Origin of the sequence: Pseudomonas sp. IT-P100 (assembly GCF_949767185.1) — a bacterium.
Taxonomy (GTDB): Bacteria; Pseudomonadota; Gammaproteobacteria; order Pseudomonadales; family Pseudomonadaceae; genus Aquipseudomonas; species Aquipseudomonas fluorescens_B.
The window spans coordinates 179735-195260 of sequence record NZ_CATKQK010000002.1; the positions used below are offsets into that span (position 1 = coordinate 179735).

Annotated in this window: 11 protein-coding genes; all 11 read right to left on the bottom strand. The window is 58.2% G+C overall.

Annotated elements, in window-relative coordinates:
• The 11 genes from ACM6IQ_RS01940 to ACM6IQ_RS01990 are packed head-to-tail and all read right to left on the bottom strand — an operon-like array spanning nucleotide 1 to nucleotide 15505.
• Nucleotides 1-3042, bottom strand: a complete 3042-nt coding sequence (locus tag ACM6IQ_RS01940; protein ID WP_414877962.1) for a hypothetical protein — start codon at nucleotides 3040-3042, stop codon at nucleotides 1-3.
• Between the two features lie 18 nt (nucleotides 3043-3060).
• Nucleotides 3061-4080 (bottom strand): tetratricopeptide repeat protein, encoded by a 1020-nt coding sequence (locus ACM6IQ_RS01945; RefSeq protein ID WP_414877963.1) that lies wholly within the window; start codon nucleotides 4078-4080, stop codon nucleotides 3061-3063.
• A gap of 5 nt (nucleotides 4081-4085) precedes the next feature.
• Entirely contained in the window at nucleotides 4086-6122 is a 2037-nt protein-coding gene (gene tssI / locus ACM6IQ_RS01950; RefSeq protein WP_414877964.1) for a type VI secretion system tip protein TssI/VgrG, read from the bottom strand.
• A 28-nt stretch (nucleotides 6123-6150) separates the two neighbouring features.
• On the bottom strand, nucleotides 6151-7152 hold the full coding sequence (locus ACM6IQ_RS01955) for a serine/threonine-protein kinase (protein ID WP_414877965.1): 1002 nt from the start codon (nucleotides 7150-7152) through the stop codon (nucleotides 6151-6153).
• Entirely contained in the window at nucleotides 7149-7877 is a 729-nt protein-coding gene (locus ACM6IQ_RS01960; protein WP_017341528.1) for a PP2C family protein-serine/threonine phosphatase, read from the bottom strand. The genes ACM6IQ_RS01955 and ACM6IQ_RS01960 overlap by 4 nt, the downstream gene beginning before the upstream one ends.
• Nucleotides 7877-11416: a type VI secretion system membrane subunit TssM gene (tssM, locus tag ACM6IQ_RS01965; protein ID WP_017341529.1), complete on the bottom strand. Its 3540-nt coding sequence runs from the start codon at nucleotides 11414-11416 to the stop codon at nucleotides 7877-7879. Before tssM ends, ACM6IQ_RS01960 begins: the two co-directional genes overlap by 1 nt.
• A gap of 13 nt (nucleotides 11417-11429) precedes the next feature.
• Nucleotides 11430-12305, bottom strand: a complete 876-nt coding sequence (icmH, locus tag ACM6IQ_RS01970; RefSeq protein ID WP_017341530.1) for a type IVB secretion system protein IcmH/DotU — start codon at nucleotides 12303-12305, stop codon at nucleotides 11430-11432.
• 5 nt (nucleotides 12306-12310) lie between these two features.
• Complete coding sequence (gene tssK, locus ACM6IQ_RS01975) at nucleotides 12311-13642, bottom strand: type VI secretion system baseplate subunit TssK (protein ID WP_008030656.1); 1332 nt, start codon at nucleotides 13640-13642, stop codon at nucleotides 12311-12313.
• 2 nt (nucleotides 13643-13644) lie between these two features.
• Entirely contained in the window at nucleotides 13645-14145 is a 501-nt protein-coding gene (tssJ, locus tag ACM6IQ_RS01980; protein WP_017341531.1) for a type VI secretion system lipoprotein TssJ, read from the bottom strand.
• A 5-nt stretch (nucleotides 14146-14150) separates the two neighbouring features.
• Nucleotides 14151-15347, bottom strand: a complete 1197-nt coding sequence (tagH, locus tag ACM6IQ_RS01985) for a type VI secretion system-associated FHA domain protein TagH (RefSeq protein ID WP_017341532.1) — start codon at nucleotides 15345-15347, stop codon at nucleotides 14151-14153.
• Nucleotides 15348-15364: 17 nt separating this feature from the next.
• Nucleotides 15365-15505: a hypothetical protein gene (locus tag ACM6IQ_RS01990; protein WP_008030659.1), complete on the bottom strand. Its 141-nt coding sequence runs from the start codon at nucleotides 15503-15505 to the stop codon at nucleotides 15365-15367.
• Nucleotides 15506-15526 lie beyond the last annotated feature (21 nt).

The window sequence follows — 15526 nt, forward strand, 5'->3', positions numbered from 1 at the left end:
TTATAGATAATTTTTACGCCTAGTAAAGCGATCTAACGGAACATTTGACCAATTATTTTGATTGGACATAACAGACTTCAACTCAGCCCTATTGTTTTGAACAAAAGGCCGCTGAACCAATATCCTTGATGTCGGCGTATAATCCCCTCGATACCTCAGATCCACAATCATGTCTTGAATTTTTGGATCAATGGCATCCCAATTCAACGCACCGTACTCGCCAATATTAAAAGCCTGCCCTGATATTGTAATAACTTTATTTTTCATATCGTCATAAACAGAAGTAAACAATTTGTACTGCTGCTTACGCGTAATAAAGATTTTCCGAATCTCAGGACTGGCATTATTAAGATAATCTCTAGCGGCAGTACCGCTTAAGCCCTTCGATCCTATCAACCAACCTAGTAATGGCTCAGAAATGCCTACCGCTGCAAGATCACCCTGTGGATCCGACTTTTGACCAAGGTCATATCCCCTGCCAATCGTAATACCGGACGCACCACCTGGCCAATGCACTTTCCGACTGAAATACTGGTGCAAAGGGTTCGCGGAATCTTCCAGATCATTTCCCTCCGCATCAAATGTTAATTGACCTTTATCGACTTTAAGCCACTTCAAATCGTTGTCATCTTCCATGGCTAGAAAATTGGCAACAAACCCGACGGGATGAAAGTGATAAATCAACCCAGAAGCAACCGGAGACTTATCAGACAATTTATCCCAAAAAACATAACCATCTATTCTTTCTTTCTCATGTGCCAGAAGTTTCTTTGAAACCTCCAAAAGTGAGTCTAGTCTTTTCCATTTTTCAGATCCCGACTCTTCTTTCCACTCTGTAGGATGGTGGGCTACTAGCTTTGCCCATTGGTCTCTTGTGGCAGCACCCTTCAATGCCTCAGCAAGCTCAGTAGGTTCTACTTCACCATCACCGTTTTTGTCTATTTTCTTGAAAAGATCCTTAAAGAACTGGGGCATATCCTCAGGATCAAGAAAGCCATCGGCTTTCGGGTTACTTTCCTCCACAATTTGAAAGCCCATTTTCTTCCAATCGTGTGGAGTGATCATTTTCGCGTCAGATTTTTTTATCAATCCGGAAATCGGTTGATCGTCCTCAATGACGGAGACTTCATACCAATCCTCGTTGCCCTCCTTGACAACTGGCACCTTACCCAAGTCGATAGCATGCTCATTCTTGGAAGGATCACTCGTCCCGGTAGCGGGCAATTTTTTCTTAAGCTGCGCACCTACCGGTAAATGCAGGTACTGCCTACCAATTTTCAAACCGGCGACGTTATCAAGGAAATCATTAACGTCGGCTTCGGCGCTGAACATCTCAACATGAACTTGGAATTTACTGTCCGTCATGCCCTGTTCGTCGACGAGATTTTCAGTTTTACCCAAGTAACCGATCGGGTCGCCAGCCTTGATTCCAATGCTAGTCGTCACAACCTCAAACTCTGTAGGCGTGAGCGTCTCCCACTGCACGTACTGGCTATCCGGATCGTTTTCGACAATGGCCCAGAAATTTGCTGGTACGTTCCCCGTGCCTGTCCATATGCTCGCTACCACCGGTGTACATGGGGCCATTCGCCGCAATTTGTTGTCGAGAACCAGGCTCACAACATCTTTGCTATCGAACGCAATAGTGCTGCTGACCGTTATCTCTCGACTTTCTTCTATACGCGCACCTGCAGGTTGCCCATTCGTAGGGCTCGCTGGTGCGGCATACATCGCCAAGCGTTTGCACGTCCTAGCTTTTACTTTCCCTTGCCAATACTTTGGCTTCGCACGTTCTGGAACATCGTCCGCGAGCCAAATACGTTTAGGTTGGGAGTTTTGGTAAGGTGCATCATTCTTCAAATAGGCAAACCAGACCTCTCTCCCTGCTTCACGAACCTTGTGCGACCCGTTCTTTACACTGCCAGAAAGAATTTTTCCTTTGGCATAGGTGACGTTACCGACGCTTCTCTGCTCCAGCACCTCAAGCTTGGTGCCCATAGCCAGTTTTCCGGGTGACTGAACGCTACTTGTTTCGGGAAACTCATCATATGCCTTGAAATCATTTACCTTCATGGTCACTTTTGATTTTGGTGTTTCTTCCTCAGATAATGGATAGCGCTCATAAGGCAGCAGATGCATATACAGACTGTAGAAGTTCAGCTTGTTTTGCTTGCCTTTATTTGGACCTTCTTCTGGGTTGGGCGCCGATTTGTACTCGTGGCGCACCAGGCAGAAAGAATTGGAATACTTCAGTTTTTTCTCGTTGTTACCAAAAGTCGACTCCAGATAGTCCTCATTAAGGCGATAAGCAACGACTTCGCCGTCGGCCATGCAGCGTATCGGCTCAGTCAGGACGCACTGGGGGGCACTTGCATCGCTGATGTGGATGCCGCCATGCCAAAACTTATTGCTACCCAATAGGTAATGGCCTGACTTTTCATTTTCGAGAGCTTTGTAGACTTCCTCAGCATCAGTGAACTGTTTTCCGTCAGCCTTTCTAAAAGGATATTGGAAGTTCATTAACGGCAATGCCGCTGGAACAGGGGCGGGTGCAGGGGCAGGTGTCGGAGTTGGATCCCCCCCCGTCCTTGTCGACTCTTTAACTCTCAAAAATTTTGTAGGAACTGGCCAATACCAGGCCTTCCCCAAAGCACCGAATGGTGCAGTGGCTGGACCAGAACTTTGTGCCCCAAAGAACTTGCCAAACTCAGAGTCTAATGTGCTGTCATAAAACTCGACAATCCCCGTATGATTTAACGTCTTATTTTCATGATTGGAAGTTGCGTTAATCCAGAGGACGATATCTCCACGCCTTACATTAGCAGGACTAATTACATCATAGTACTGAAGTGCAGCTCCACTATTGAGACCCGCTGTATTCTGGTAAGGAACTTCGTAGCCGGCACCTTTAAGCAACAAGTTAACCATATGAGAACAGTCGACAACTTTTTTACCATTCTCTACGGCAAAGCCGTCTCCGCCCTCCTTATATCTATAATTAGCGCTGGTATAGTTGCTCGATAAGTCAAGTGGCTCTGTCATTTCTGCTTCCTGCAATAATCAATAGCAAAAACTGGCTTTAACAACTCCAGCTGGCTGCTTATTCAAACGTTCCAAATGTGCAATAGACCCTTTACTGCCGTGTTTGGCAGCAAGTTGGTAGCAAGCAACTGCCCTGGACATGTCCTTTGTAACCAACTCTCCAGTTTCAAAGGCTCTACCGAGTGCATTTGTCGCAAAGGCACTTCCCATACGGGCAGCTTGCGTCAGCGCTTCTTCAGCCTGTGCAGGATGCTGGCAAGGGCCGTCAGAGGAAATGTTGTTACCAACGCAATAAAATAACGAAAGACTCATTGCACCCTCCGGCAAGGTGGTTGCTGCTGCCTTGAATAGCTGCTCAACCTTCTCGTTTTTTAACTGCGGCGCCATACCGGAAAGACTCAAACTTGCAGCATTCAAACTGGCTTGAGGATCGCCGGAAGCTGCAGCGCATAGATAGTTTTCCAGAGAAGCTTCAAACAACTCCCCCGTGAGTCGGTACTGCTCCAGCCCCCCCAAACCTCTAAAGGCTTCCCCACGTTGAAAGCAAAAGCTCTCTGCCTCGCTCATGTGAGGATTGCTCGCCACTACGAGATGTTTCTCACTAATCGACCAATCCTCAACTCCCTCCAAGACCCAACACGCCTGCCGAGAAAAATTGAAGATCTTGATGTTGCTGTTACCCGCTCGCTTATCCAATACATTGAAGTGACTCTCGTCGATCGCTTCGACTTCGACACCTTCTGTCTTGTCTGTGGCTACGGGCGCCATTAGCGGAAACGCCAAATTGGAACTGTTGACTCCCGTCGTTTGCGGCTCAAAAACCCCATGTTCTCCCACCGGTTTCAAAACCAGCGACTTCACCGTCATCGCAGTCAACCGCTGCTGGGTTTCAGCATTCGCAGAGAACGCCGGAAGGAATTGGGAAAAATCCTCAGACGGGCACTCATCCGCATAAACGCTGCCATGAAACAGGTTCAGCAGTGACGCGGCGAAAACCGCTACCGCGAAGCCATTGCTCTTCTTCAAAACACCATTCATGTCGATCACTCAGAAAACACAAAAAAAGCCTTCGGTTTAACCTTCTCAGGCGGAGCATTCCCCAACGCCTGATCCATCAAACTCCCCGCCTTATCCTTATCCGCAGCCCCCGGCAACACAGGCGGCTTGATCCCAATCCCCGTCCCCGATCCCGCCGCCCCACCGGCATTGATCTTCACAATCGGCCCAACAACCGTCACGCCACCGCCATCCAGCTTGATAAAGCTGCCACCACCCAAGATGGTCAGCTCCGACCCTGCCTCGATAACAATCTTCGCCCCAGCCTTCAGGTGAATCTCTTTCCCAACGCTGGTCAGTTGAGCGGTGCCGAGCTTCACATGCTGGTTCTGCCCAATCGTCAGGTGATCATCCACCCGCGTCTCAACCTTGCGATCAGCAATCGTGGTGCGGTGCTCTTCAGCCTTGAGCTCGGTGTAGGTGTTCTTCACCACCGTGTCGTGGCGTTCGTTACCCACGCGAATCTTCTGATCATGCTCAATGTTTTCATCCCAATCCCGCTGGGCATGAATAAAGATCTGCTCCGCCCCTTTCTTGTCTTCAATCCGCAGTTCATTGAACCCGCCGCCCCCCGGTGAGCTGAGCGTTTTGAAGACGCTGCGGGTTTTGTTCGCCGGCAGGTCATAGGGAACCTGGTTTTCCTTGTGGTACAGGCAACCGGTTACCAACGGCTGATCGGGGTCGCCTTCGAGGAAGGTGACGAGGACTTCCATGCCGATGCGCGGGATGACGATGGCGCCGTAGCGGTCGCCGGCCCAACTTGAGGAGACGCGCATCCAGCAGCTGGTTTTGTCGTCGGCCTGGCCTTCGCGGTCCCAGTGGAATTGCACTTTGATGCGGCCGTATTGGTCGCAGTGGATTTCTTCGCCGGCGGGGCCGGTGACTTTGGCGGTCTGGCTGCCGAGTACGCGAGGCTTTGGATGTTCCAGCGCCGGGCGGTAGAACACGTCCCACGGGGTGGCGAGGAAGCGGTTGCGGTAGCCCTGGTGGAAGTCGTCTTTGTTGTCGGTGGTGTCGCTGGTCACCGATTCTTCGAGGACTTGCGGCTGTTTGCCTTCGTGGACGATTTCGGTGAGCAGCCAGAGGTCGTTCCACTCGGTGCGCGGGTGGTCGGACATTTCCAGGAAGTGGCCGCTGATCAGGCGGGTCTGGTCGCCCTTGCCTTCGGCTTGCTGGTAGTCGGCGCGGTGGCGTTCGAGGGCGCGCTGGCTGAGGAATTTGCCGCGCGCGCGGTCGAGGAAGCGGCCGGGGTAGTCGTAGTCTTCGAGGTCGGGTTCGTCGCTCTGAACATCAGGTTTGTAGGCGGCTTCGAGTTGCAGGCGTGGTTTTTCGAAATCGTAGTCGCGGCGCGTGGTGCGGCTGGTGCGGGTTTCCAGGCGCAGTTTGAAGCCTTTGATCACCGGTTCGTCGGCGACCATGCCGCTGCCTTGCACATAGGCGGTGGGCTGGCCGAGTTTCGGGAACACGGTCTGGTCGTCGCCGAACACCAACAAGTGAGCTTTTGCGCTGTGCTGGAAGTGGTAGTGAATGCCTTCTTCTTCGCACAGGCGCTGGACGAAGTGCAGGTCGGTTTCGTCGTACTGCACGCAGTAGTCGCGATCCGGGCACGGTTGGCTGAGCTGAAAGTTGTAGGCGTTGCCCTTGATGCCGTGTTCTTCGAGGATCAGCGCGATGATTTTGGGCGCGGACATCTGCTGGTAAATGCGCTGGTTGGTTCGGTGATGCAGGTATTGCAGGTGCGGCACCAGCGAGATTTTGTAGCGGGTCAGGCGTTTGCCGGCATCACCTTGGGCGACGCGGTAGATCTGGCCGTGGATGCCGGAACCCTGCGGATCGAATGCGAGGAACGCCTGCTTGTGCAGGAGTTTTTCCAGGTCCAGATCAGGGTTTTCGCTGACCAGTTCAATGTCGAAGCGATACGGCTGGCTGATGCCTTCGGTGCCGGTGAACGACAGCACTTGCAGGTCGCCCACGTAGTCTTCGACAGTCAGGCTGAAGTGGGTTTCGTTAGCTGAGTTGAACATTGCTTGCTCCCTGTTCGGTAGTCATCCGTTACGCCCGAAGTCGCAGACGTTGCAGCAAAGACGAAGTGGCGCCCATGGCGTCACGCAATTGGGCGGCGGTGATCGTTCGATCGGCCGCGTCGAATGCCAGCGCCGTTCGCAGGGCTGGCCAGCAGTGTTTCGGTAGATTCCGAGGCGCGTGCAGTTCGCGGTCGAGGTGCGCGTCGCGGGCCTCGGTCGAAGGCAAGCGCCGGAACGGGTGTTTGCCGCCCGCCAGTTCGTAGAGCACGCAGGCCACACCGTAGACGTCGGCGCTGGCTGACAACGGCTGGCCTTCGAGCAGTTCGGGGGCGGCGTAGCCCGGGGTCCAGGCGTTGAAGCGATCGCGGCTCAGGTGTGGCAAGCCAGGGAGGATGCCCTCCTCGGCCTGGCCCAGGCCGAAGTCGAACAGGCGCACGCCCTCTTCGCTGAGCATCACGTTGCTCGGTTTCATGTCGCCGTGCAGTACGCCGCGCGCGTGGGCGTAGGCCAGGGCGTCGAGCAGCGGCAGCGCGATGTCGCGCAGTTCTTTCCACGGCAGGCCCAGGGGCCGCTCGCAGAGCAGTTTGTCCAGGGTCAGCCCACGCATGAGTTCCATGGTGATGAAGGCGCGCTGGCAATCGGTGTCCACTTCAAAGGTGTGCGGTCGCAGCACGTTGTCGTGGCGCAGTCGTCGGGTCAGGGCGAACTCGCTGTAGAGCAAGGCGCTGGCGTCCGGCGATTCGGCAAATTCTTCGCTGAGGATTTTCAGCGCGATGTAAGGGTCGGGATCGCCGAACTGTTCGCTCAGCAAGTCCCGTGCGCGGTAAACCGCGCCCATGCCGCCGGCACCGAGCAGGCGCTCGATGCGGTAACGGCCTGCGAGCACGTCGGGCATTTCGCCGACACTGGCCTTTGTAGGCGCCAGCGCGGGCTCTGCTTTATGCGATTTAGCAAACGCAAAGTAAGTCAGGTTACTGTCTTGCTCTTCGCTCACCAGCAGGTCGTCGAGCGGCAGCATGGGTTGAGTCATTGGCGGATCACCACGGCAGTCAGGTTGTCGCGGGCCGAGCCACGCAGAGCGCCGTCGAACAGACGCTCCAGCGCGACGTGTGGCGCGGTCAGGCTCAGGGCATTGCCCAAGGCATCAGTGCTCAGCCCGTTGTACAAACCATCGCTGCACAACAGAAACGCATCGCCGGGATAGACCTCGAGTTCCAGCACGTCCAGCGTCAACTGCTCGGCCGCCCCGACCGCACGGGTCAAGGCGTGGGCGGAAGGATGCGCACGGGCGTCTTCGAGACTCATGTGTTGCTCGTCGATGAGTTGCTGTTGCAGTGAATGGTCCTTGGACAGCTGATACAAACGCTGGCCGCGCCACAGGTAGCAACGGCTGTCGCCGGCCCAGATGCAGGCCGCGCGATTGCCGTCCACCAGCAGCGCCACCACGGTGCTGCCCATGATGCTGTCGTGGCGCCCGGCGGTGACGGTCAACTCCTGACCCAGGCGGCGATTGAGCCAGTGCAGGCACTGGCGAATGCCTTTGAGTCGTTCGTCGAAGTCATCCTGCGCCGGCAATTCCGCCAGGCTGGCGACGATCAACTGGCTGGCAACATCGCCACCCTGATGACCGCCCATGCCATCCGCGACCACCCACAGCCCCTGCTGTGGACAGTCGAGAAAAGCATCTTCGTTGCGCGCCCGAACCTTGCCGGCATCGGTACGCGCAGCGCTGCGCCAGGGACTGGCAACCAGCATCAGAGCTGCACCGGCATACGGAAGGTGCGCAGCACACCCATGTCGAACGGGTTTGGCGTGCGCTGGCTCGACAGCAAGTAGTTGGCGCGCAGGCCACCCACGTCAGCTTTCAGCACCAGCACATCACGACCGCTCAGGTACTCGGTCTGCATCAGGTCGAACAGGCGGAACAGCGACCACGGGCCGGTGTTCTTCTCGATGCCGATCGGGCGGCCGGCCATTTTGTCGAGGACCAGGCTGGTGCGACCGTCTTCAGCATCGGTCGGCCATTTGAACGACACCGGCACGATCGGGCCGTGGCGGTATTCGATGGTCTTGTCGCCGAACTTGAACTCGGAACGGCTGACCGCCGGGTCGAGGGTGTACGGCTCCAGTTTGAACTGCACTTGCGGCTCGGCCGGGTTGATCGAGAAGAAGCTCTGGCGAATCACTTGTGCCGCGGCCATCTGGTCGAGGTAGAGCTTGGAGATCGGCATGCTGTGACCGTCGATGCTGCGCAGACGGTAGTTGCCTGGATCGCCGCTCACGAACGGACGCATGTAGGTATCAAAGAAGCGATCGGCAATGCCCTGCGCCTTGAAGAACTCGCGGAAGTCGCTGATCGCCACGTCGCTGGTGCTGTGGGCGCTGAACGGATAACGCTTGTTGATCGCCTTGCCGTAGAAGCTGTACAGCTCGCTCTGATAACGCTGGTTCAGGTACTGGTAGGAATCGTTGAGCACCAGACGCCAGGTATCTTCGGCCAGCACGTTGAACCACACGCTGACCGGGCGCGGCAGACGGTTTGACGCATTGCGCAGGTTGCTCAGCGCATCACGCTGGCCGCTCATGCGGGTCTTGGCCATTTCGAATGCAGCCTGCTCCGGCGCACTGGCACGCGCCAGGCTCGCCAGTTGCATTTGCAGGTCGTTGAGCGCATTCAGTGCCGGGGTCAAATCAGCGGCCGGGCCGTTGTTGTCATCCAGCAAACGGTGCAGCGGTTCGAAGCGGCGTTGCAGGGATTTCTTCGCCGTGTCCGGCAGGTTTTTGACCGCTGCCATGTCCGAGGCTTTGTCCGCTGCGGCAGACGCCAGTTTGCCCAGCTTGCCCAACTTGCCTTTCTGCTCGCCCAGTGCGGCGGCGGCATCAGCCGCTTGATCGACCGCCTCGGCTTCCACCGGGAACCGGGTGTTCTCACGCACTTCCACCAGCAGTTGCAGCACCGGCGAGTTGGCCGAAGTCAGGCCCGCCAGTTGCTCGGCGCCCTCGCTGAAGTCGCTGATCGCGGGCAGTGCAACCTGGCCCACGGCTTCGCTCCAGAAGTTGGCGTAGTCGCGGAAGTACAGTTGCTCCAGTTCGACCATCAGGCGACGCAAGTCCATGCCGCTGATGCCCGAGCCTTCGCCCAGCACCCAGTTGTCACGCAGGATGTCGGTGACCAGCGCGGAGCCCTGGACCGAGAAATACTGCTGATAACCCTGTTGGGTGTAGAAGCCCGGGATCACGTATTCGGTGCCGACAAACAGCGCACCCTGCGGGCCCAGGTGTTGGCTCAAACGGTATTCCGGCAGGTTGCGGGCCTGCTCGCGCAGCATCCGGTAAACCACGTTGGCCAGCGATTCGCTGCGCAAGACCTGACGCGCCTGCGCCACCAGTTGATCGTTCAGCGGGTAGATAAACGGCTGCTTCAGCAAACGCTCGAAGTGGGTGTTCAGACCGTTCTGCACCGCGGTGTTCCCGGCGTAACGCTGGGACCATTCGGTGGCGACCCAATCCTTGAGCCACGGGCTGTCACGACGGTCTTCCATGTTCAGCATCAGGTACGCACGCAGGCTGTTGAGCAGGCGTTCGCGGTCCTTCATGTTGGCGCGGATCTGCCCTTCCAGCAGGGTCGCGACCTTCGGCAGCAACTGCGTTTCGAGCTCGCGCTCGTAAGCTGCCTTGACCACCGGATTGACGTCTTCGCCCTGATACAGACCGCCGCGTTCGTGGTACGACACGTCGCCCTTTTTCGGGAAAACCTGAGTCGCCGCGTAGCTGGTGTCGAGGGGCTTCAGTACGGCCATGGAATCATCACGCGCGGTCAGCGCCGAGCGTTGTTGCGTCCAGGTTTGCGCCAGGTTGCGCAGGTTTTCCAGACGCTCATAGTTCGCCGAGAAACCGCCTGCCCACAGCAGACCAAACAGGCCCAACGCCGCCAAAGCACCGACGTACAACGCACGCTGGCCCCAATGGATGCGACTGCGTTCGCGCTTGTCCAGACCGGCCAGATCGGCCTCGGGGAAGATCACCCGGCTGAGCAAGTGATGAATGAACCGCGAGCGGCCACTGCGCAGGGTTGGCAACACGCCGGAGTTGATCCCCAGATTCGCGCCGATGCCGGCGGTGGTCTGGTCCATTTCCTGGGTCAGGTGCGGTGCGCTGGTCAGGTAGAAACCGCGCAACTGGCTGACACGCTGATAGCGGTTGCCAGTGAACGCCATGTCGACGAACAGGCACAGGCGCTCGCCGATCTGCCCCAGTTGATGCGGGAAATCGAGGATGCGGCCACGGCGCTGGGTGTCTCGCTCCTGGTGCATGCGCATGATCACCTGACTGTTCAGGCGACGCAGCAGCTCTTCGAACTCGGCGCGCAGGACGGTGACGTCGGTGCCGCTCTGCTCTTTGCGGAAGCTGGTGCCGAGCACCTGATCGCTTTCTTCGCGGGTCAACTGATCGAAGAACTCGTCGAAACCGAGCAACTGGTCAGCCTTGCTCAGCACCAGATAAATCGGCACATCGACGTGCAGTTTCTGATGCACGTCTTGCAGGCGCGCACGCACTTGGCGAGCCAAGGTGTCCAGATCCTGCTCGGTGTCGCCCAGCAGCATTTCCACCGGAATGGTCACCAGCACGCCGTTCAACGGACGGTTGCGGCGACGCTTGCGCAGCAGGTCGAGCAAGGTGCTCCAGGCGCTGCCGTCGACTTCGGCATCCGGCTGGGTCAGGTAACGCCCGGCGGTGTCGATCAGCACACCGTGGTCGGCGAAATACCAGTCGCAATGACGGGTGCCGAGGGTGTCGCGGGTCAGTTTGCGGTCGATCTTGTTGATCGGAAACTCAAGGCCCGAGAAGTCCAGCAGGCTGGTCTTGCCGCTGCCCTGCGGGCCGATCAGCAAGTACCACGGCAAATCACTGCGCCAGCGTTCGCTGCGGCCGCGATACAGGCTCGAGGTCTTCAGGGTTTTCAGGGCGTCCTTGAAACGCTCCTTCAACTCCTTCTGCTCTTCGTCGATCTTCTCTTCGCGGCGGATACGGTCCTGACCGTCTTCAGTGTCTTCGACCGCTTTCTTGCGCACACCGGCGCGCCAGCTGACGAAGACCATGGTCAGGCCCCAGATCAGGAACAGCACACTGATGGTCAGCAGGCGGGAGGTCGAGCCTTCCCAGAACTTGTAGTCATTGACCGCCAGCAGCGGCCCGACGAACCACACCAGCAGCGCGACGAACAGCACCAGCAGCAAGGTCCAGACCCAGGTCTGACGCACGAAGGCGCCGACTTTCTTGAAAAACTTTTTCATCACACGTCCCTGTTTACGGCTGCGACTGCGGCTGGACCGCGGCGGAATCCAGCGGCTGATAAGGTTGCAGAACGGTGTCGCGCTGCTCGCCCAAGACCCAGGCGAAACCCGAATACATCACCACCAGGCAGACCACGGTGAACAACACCACCATCCACGCCGGCACGATGCGCACCAGGCTGCGGCGCTGATCGTTCAAGCCTTCCCAATGCGGCGACAGTTCGCGAGGCACGTCGCCGCGCAGCTGACGAATCTGCCGATACAAGGCATCGCGGATGCCTTCGAGTTCGAGCATGCCGCGCGCCTGCACGCGGTACTTGCCTTCGAAACCGAGGGACAGGCACAGGTACATCAGCTCCAGCATCGGCAGGTGCTTGACCGGGTTTTTCGACAAGCGATCCAGCAACTGGAAGAACTTCTCGCCACCGAAGGTTTCGTTGTGGAAGCTGCTGAGCAGGCTCATCTGCGACCACTCGCTTTCGTTGCCCCACGGCGTGGTCACGACGGCTTCGTCGACCACGGTGCAGAGCACGTAACGGGCGGCCATCACCTGGCTGCTTTCGGCGCCGTTGTGCAGTGCGCGCACTTCAAACAATTTCAACCCGGCAGTCAGGCGCTCATTGAGCGCGTACATGTCTTCGCGGGTGTCGCTGTGTTTGAGGCGCACCACTTCCGACAACAGGTCGGAACCGGCGGCCACCAGCGAATTGAGGCTGATGTTGAAGGACTCCGCCGGACGCAGGCGTGCGGCGTAGATCATCCGTTCTTCGAGCTGTTCGAAACGCGGCGGTGCAGCGAAGTCAGTCAGCGGACTTTGCGCCGGGCCGTGGCCCTGGCGGTCGAGCAAGACGGTTTTATCGTCCTGATGGTGTTCCATGTCCTTGATCATGTCGGTCAGTTCCTGATGGCCCAGAATTTCAGTTCAAGCTCGGCGAATTCGCCGGACACGTGGAACGCGAAGCCGCCGGAGCGCTCGAGTTGTGCCAGGTCTTCGGAACTGAGTTCGAGGATGAAATAGGTTTTGTTGGAGTGGAACGCGATCTGCCGCGGGGCCACCGGCAACGGTTTGACCTTGATGCCCGGCAGATGCAGGTTGACCAGTTGGCGGATCCGCTCCACCGGGCCGACCTTGAGGTGCGCCGGCAAACGATGGCGCAGTTCTTCGGAATCGCAGTTGGCACTGGCCGCGAGCACGAACGACGCCGAGCCCAGCAGTTTGTGGTCGTGCAACGGCGAGACGATGATCCCGTACTGACGCGCTTGCAGGACCAGCTCGATGGCGTGCTGTTCGAGCACCATCGACAGCACCTGACGAATCGCTTCCATCAGTTTGCGGAAGCTCGCGCCCTGGTCGCTGTGCTGGTAACGGCTGTCCAGGCGCGGACGTTTGCTGTCGCTGGAGAAGGTCGCCAGATCGCCGAGCATGGTCAGCAGCGTGCGGTACAACTCTTCCGGGTGAACCTGCTCCAGGCCGAGGTAGTGACGCAGCAGCAGCTCGGTGCGGTTGATCAGTTGCAGCATCATGAAGTCGCCGACTTCCGCGCCACCGACCTTGCCGTTGGAGCGGATGCGCTCGGCAATGGTGTCGCCCCGGTGACCGAGCATGCTGATCACTTCTTTCAGGCACGACAGCAGGTAGCTGGAGGAATGCGCCTGAATGTAGGTCGGCACGAAATCCGGATCGAGGCTGATCACGCCGTCGGGCGTGGTATCCAGCACGTCGCAGATCTTCAGCTTCACATAGGCCTGATCGCTCTGCTGCTCGCCGAGCAACAGTTTGAAGTCCGGGCGGCCACAGCTGACCTGGCTGGCGGAATCGTCGCCGGCGTTGGAGTCGGCGACTTCGGCTTCGTACGCGGTGTAGCGCGCCAGCACGTCGGATTGCTCCGGACGGCGGGACTCGATGTGGTTACCGGTCACCAGTGGCAACGCGAGGTAGATCGGTGTGTTGCCGGTGTTCGGCGGCACGTCCAGCGCCAGCGGCTCGGTGTTGCCGCCCAGTTCGAACAGGCTGCCGTCCGGCAGGATCCCCGAGGCCTGGCTGATCACCAGTTTGCCCATGTTGAGGAACTGCAAATCGATGTCGAGATTCAGGAAGCCCCAAGTGTAGCTGCCCAGCAACTGGGTGCGGGTCTTCATCTGGTGGTCGTAGTAGCGATCGTTGTGCTGGAAGTGCTGCGGGCGCAGCAGCATGCCTTCCTGCCAAATGACTTTATGGGAATTCATGATCAGTCATCCGCCTTGGCGAGCGTTTCGTTGCTGTTGCGAATACCGGCCTGATCGAGGGTCAGGTCAGCCTCGGTGACTTCCACCGGCGTGACTTGCACCGTGTAGCGCCATTTGGTTTCCGGCAGGTCGCGGTAGGCCGCGAGGATCCCGACGTAACGGCTGCCCTCTTCCACGCTGAGCTTGAGTTCGATGGTTTCACCCGGACGCAGTTCGAGTTCTTCGCTGGCCACCAGGTCCGGGGCCAGGGATTCCTTGGCGCGCTCGTACAGGCTGAAGAAATCGGCGTTTTCAAAGGTCACCGGGTGCTTGAGCTCGAACAGACGCACGACGATTGGCGAGGGACGCCCGTTGAGGTCCGGGTTCAGCTGATCGCTGCCGGTGAGCTTCAGGTTGACTTTGGTCACTTTGGAATACGGCGACAGCGACGAGCAGCCGGCCAGCAGCACCACGGCCATGAGCACGGTCAGCATCTTGAAAAAAGCGGTCGAGCAGCGAGACATGCGCATCATCCTTGGTGGTCGGTGTGAAGGGTGGAAATCAGGCGGATCTGTTCTTCGTACGCCTGAGCGAAGTCGCGGGCCAGCAGACGCTCGCTCCAGTCATCGTCCTGACGCAGAGCCTGGTGATAACGACCGTAGGCTCTCCAGCGACTGCCGGACGTGGCCAGCAACGGCTTGTTGTCGCGCTCGAACCGCAGGGTCAATTGCTGCGGCGAGAAATGCTCCAGCGTGCCGCGAACGGCGGCGCGGCTGGCGGTCAGCAGCGCAACCTGGTGCGCCTGCAAATCGCGGAACGCGCGAGAAATCGACTGCTCCGCCGGCAACTGGCCGGGCTTGTTCGGCTGCAACAGAATGCCCAGCGCTTCACCGGCATCGACGGCGAACTTCAGCGGGTTTTTGTGGGTGCCCTGCACGGTGGTCTGGGCCAGACGCAGTTCGTTTTTCAGTTCGCTGCGGGTGCGCAGGCTCTGCTGCAAACCGCCGACGCTCTGCTTGAGCAAGCGCGCAGCGTTCAGCGCCAGGGCTTCGCGGGCGTCGTGGTCGAGGCCTTTGAGGTCCACGCCCAGCGCGGCGCCGAAGTGCTCCCAGAAATCTTCGCTCTGACGCTCACGCGCTTTCGGCACCGGGGCGGGCGCAGGTTCGGCCGGGGCGTCGATCAGCTCGGGCACCATCAGGCTTTCCATGTCGATGCGCGCATAGTCGGCGCGTTGACGGGTGTCCTCGATGGCGTTGCTCGGGGAGATCAGCTCGTCGATTTCCGAGTACACGCGCTCTTGCTGATCAAGGGCGTTCAACGGGTCGAGGTCGAGGAACGCGTCGTCCGGAATGATGCTGCCCGCGGCTTGCGGGCGGCCGACTTCCACGTCGAACGTCGCCGGGTCGCGCACCAGCCGTGCACGGATCTCGAAATCACCCAGCACGTAGGTGCTGCCATGCTCGATGCGCATCGGTTCGCCCTTGCGCAGGCGCGCGCCGCTTTCGCCATCCTGGACACCGTTGCTGCTGGTGTCGGTCAGGAAGAACGTCCCTTCGCGAAAGCTGATGTCCACATGGTGATTGGACAGATGACGCTTGCGATCCGGGATGATCCAGTCGCAATCCTCGCCCCGGCCAATCACGCCACCGGCCTGTTTGAAGGTCTTCTGGCACAGTTCCGTGGGCACGAACTGCTTGGTGTTGAGCATTTCGAAAACCAGTTCCATGGTGATACTCCTTGCGGTCACTTGCCGCGATTGACCGCCTGCGGATCACCCAATGGGCGATAGGTGTTGTCGTTGAATTTGTAATTGCCGCTACAGCCGCCGAGGCCGCATAGAACGACGAGGGTCAGCAGGACGGCTTGCCAGTGACGAACAGACATCAGAGGGTCTCCAGGGGTAGA

Coding starts and splice junctions, on each gene's coding strand:
- ACM6IQ_RS01940 (WP_414877962.1), bottom strand. CDS start 3,042: ATGACAGAGCCACTTGACTTATCGAGCAACTATACCAGCGCTAATTAT.
- ACM6IQ_RS01945 (WP_414877963.1), bottom strand. CDS start 4,080: ATGAATGGTGTTTTGAAGAAGAGCAATGGCTTCGCGGTAGCGGTTTTC.
- tssI (WP_414877964.1), bottom strand. CDS start 6,122: ATGTTCAACTCAGCTAACGAAACCCACTTCAGCCTGACTGTCGAAGAC.
- ACM6IQ_RS01955 (WP_414877965.1), bottom strand. CDS start 7,152: ATGACTCAACCCATGCTGCCGCTCGACGACCTGCTGGTGAGCGAAGAG.
- ACM6IQ_RS01960 (WP_017341528.1), bottom strand. CDS start 7,877: ATGCTGGTTGCCAGTCCCTGGCGCAGCGCTGCGCGTACCGATGCCGGC.
- tssM (WP_017341529.1), bottom strand. CDS start 11,416: ATGAAAAAGTTTTTCAAGAAAGTCGGCGCCTTCGTGCGTCAGACCTGG.
- icmH (WP_017341530.1), bottom strand. CDS start 12,305: ATGATCAAGGACATGGAACACCATCAGGACGATAAAACCGTCTTGCTC.
- tssK (WP_008030656.1), bottom strand. CDS start 13,642: ATGAATTCCCATAAAGTCATTTGGCAGGAAGGCATGCTGCTGCGCCCG.
- tssJ (WP_017341531.1), bottom strand. CDS start 14,145: ATGTCTCGCTGCTCGACCGCTTTTTTCAAGATGCTGACCGTGCTCATG.
- tagH (WP_017341532.1), bottom strand. CDS start 15,347: ATGGAACTGGTTTTCGAAATGCTCAACACCAAGCAGTTCGTGCCCACG.
- ACM6IQ_RS01990 (WP_008030659.1), bottom strand. CDS start 15,505: ATGTCTGTTCGTCACTGGCAAGCCGTCCTGCTGACCCTCGTCGTTCTA.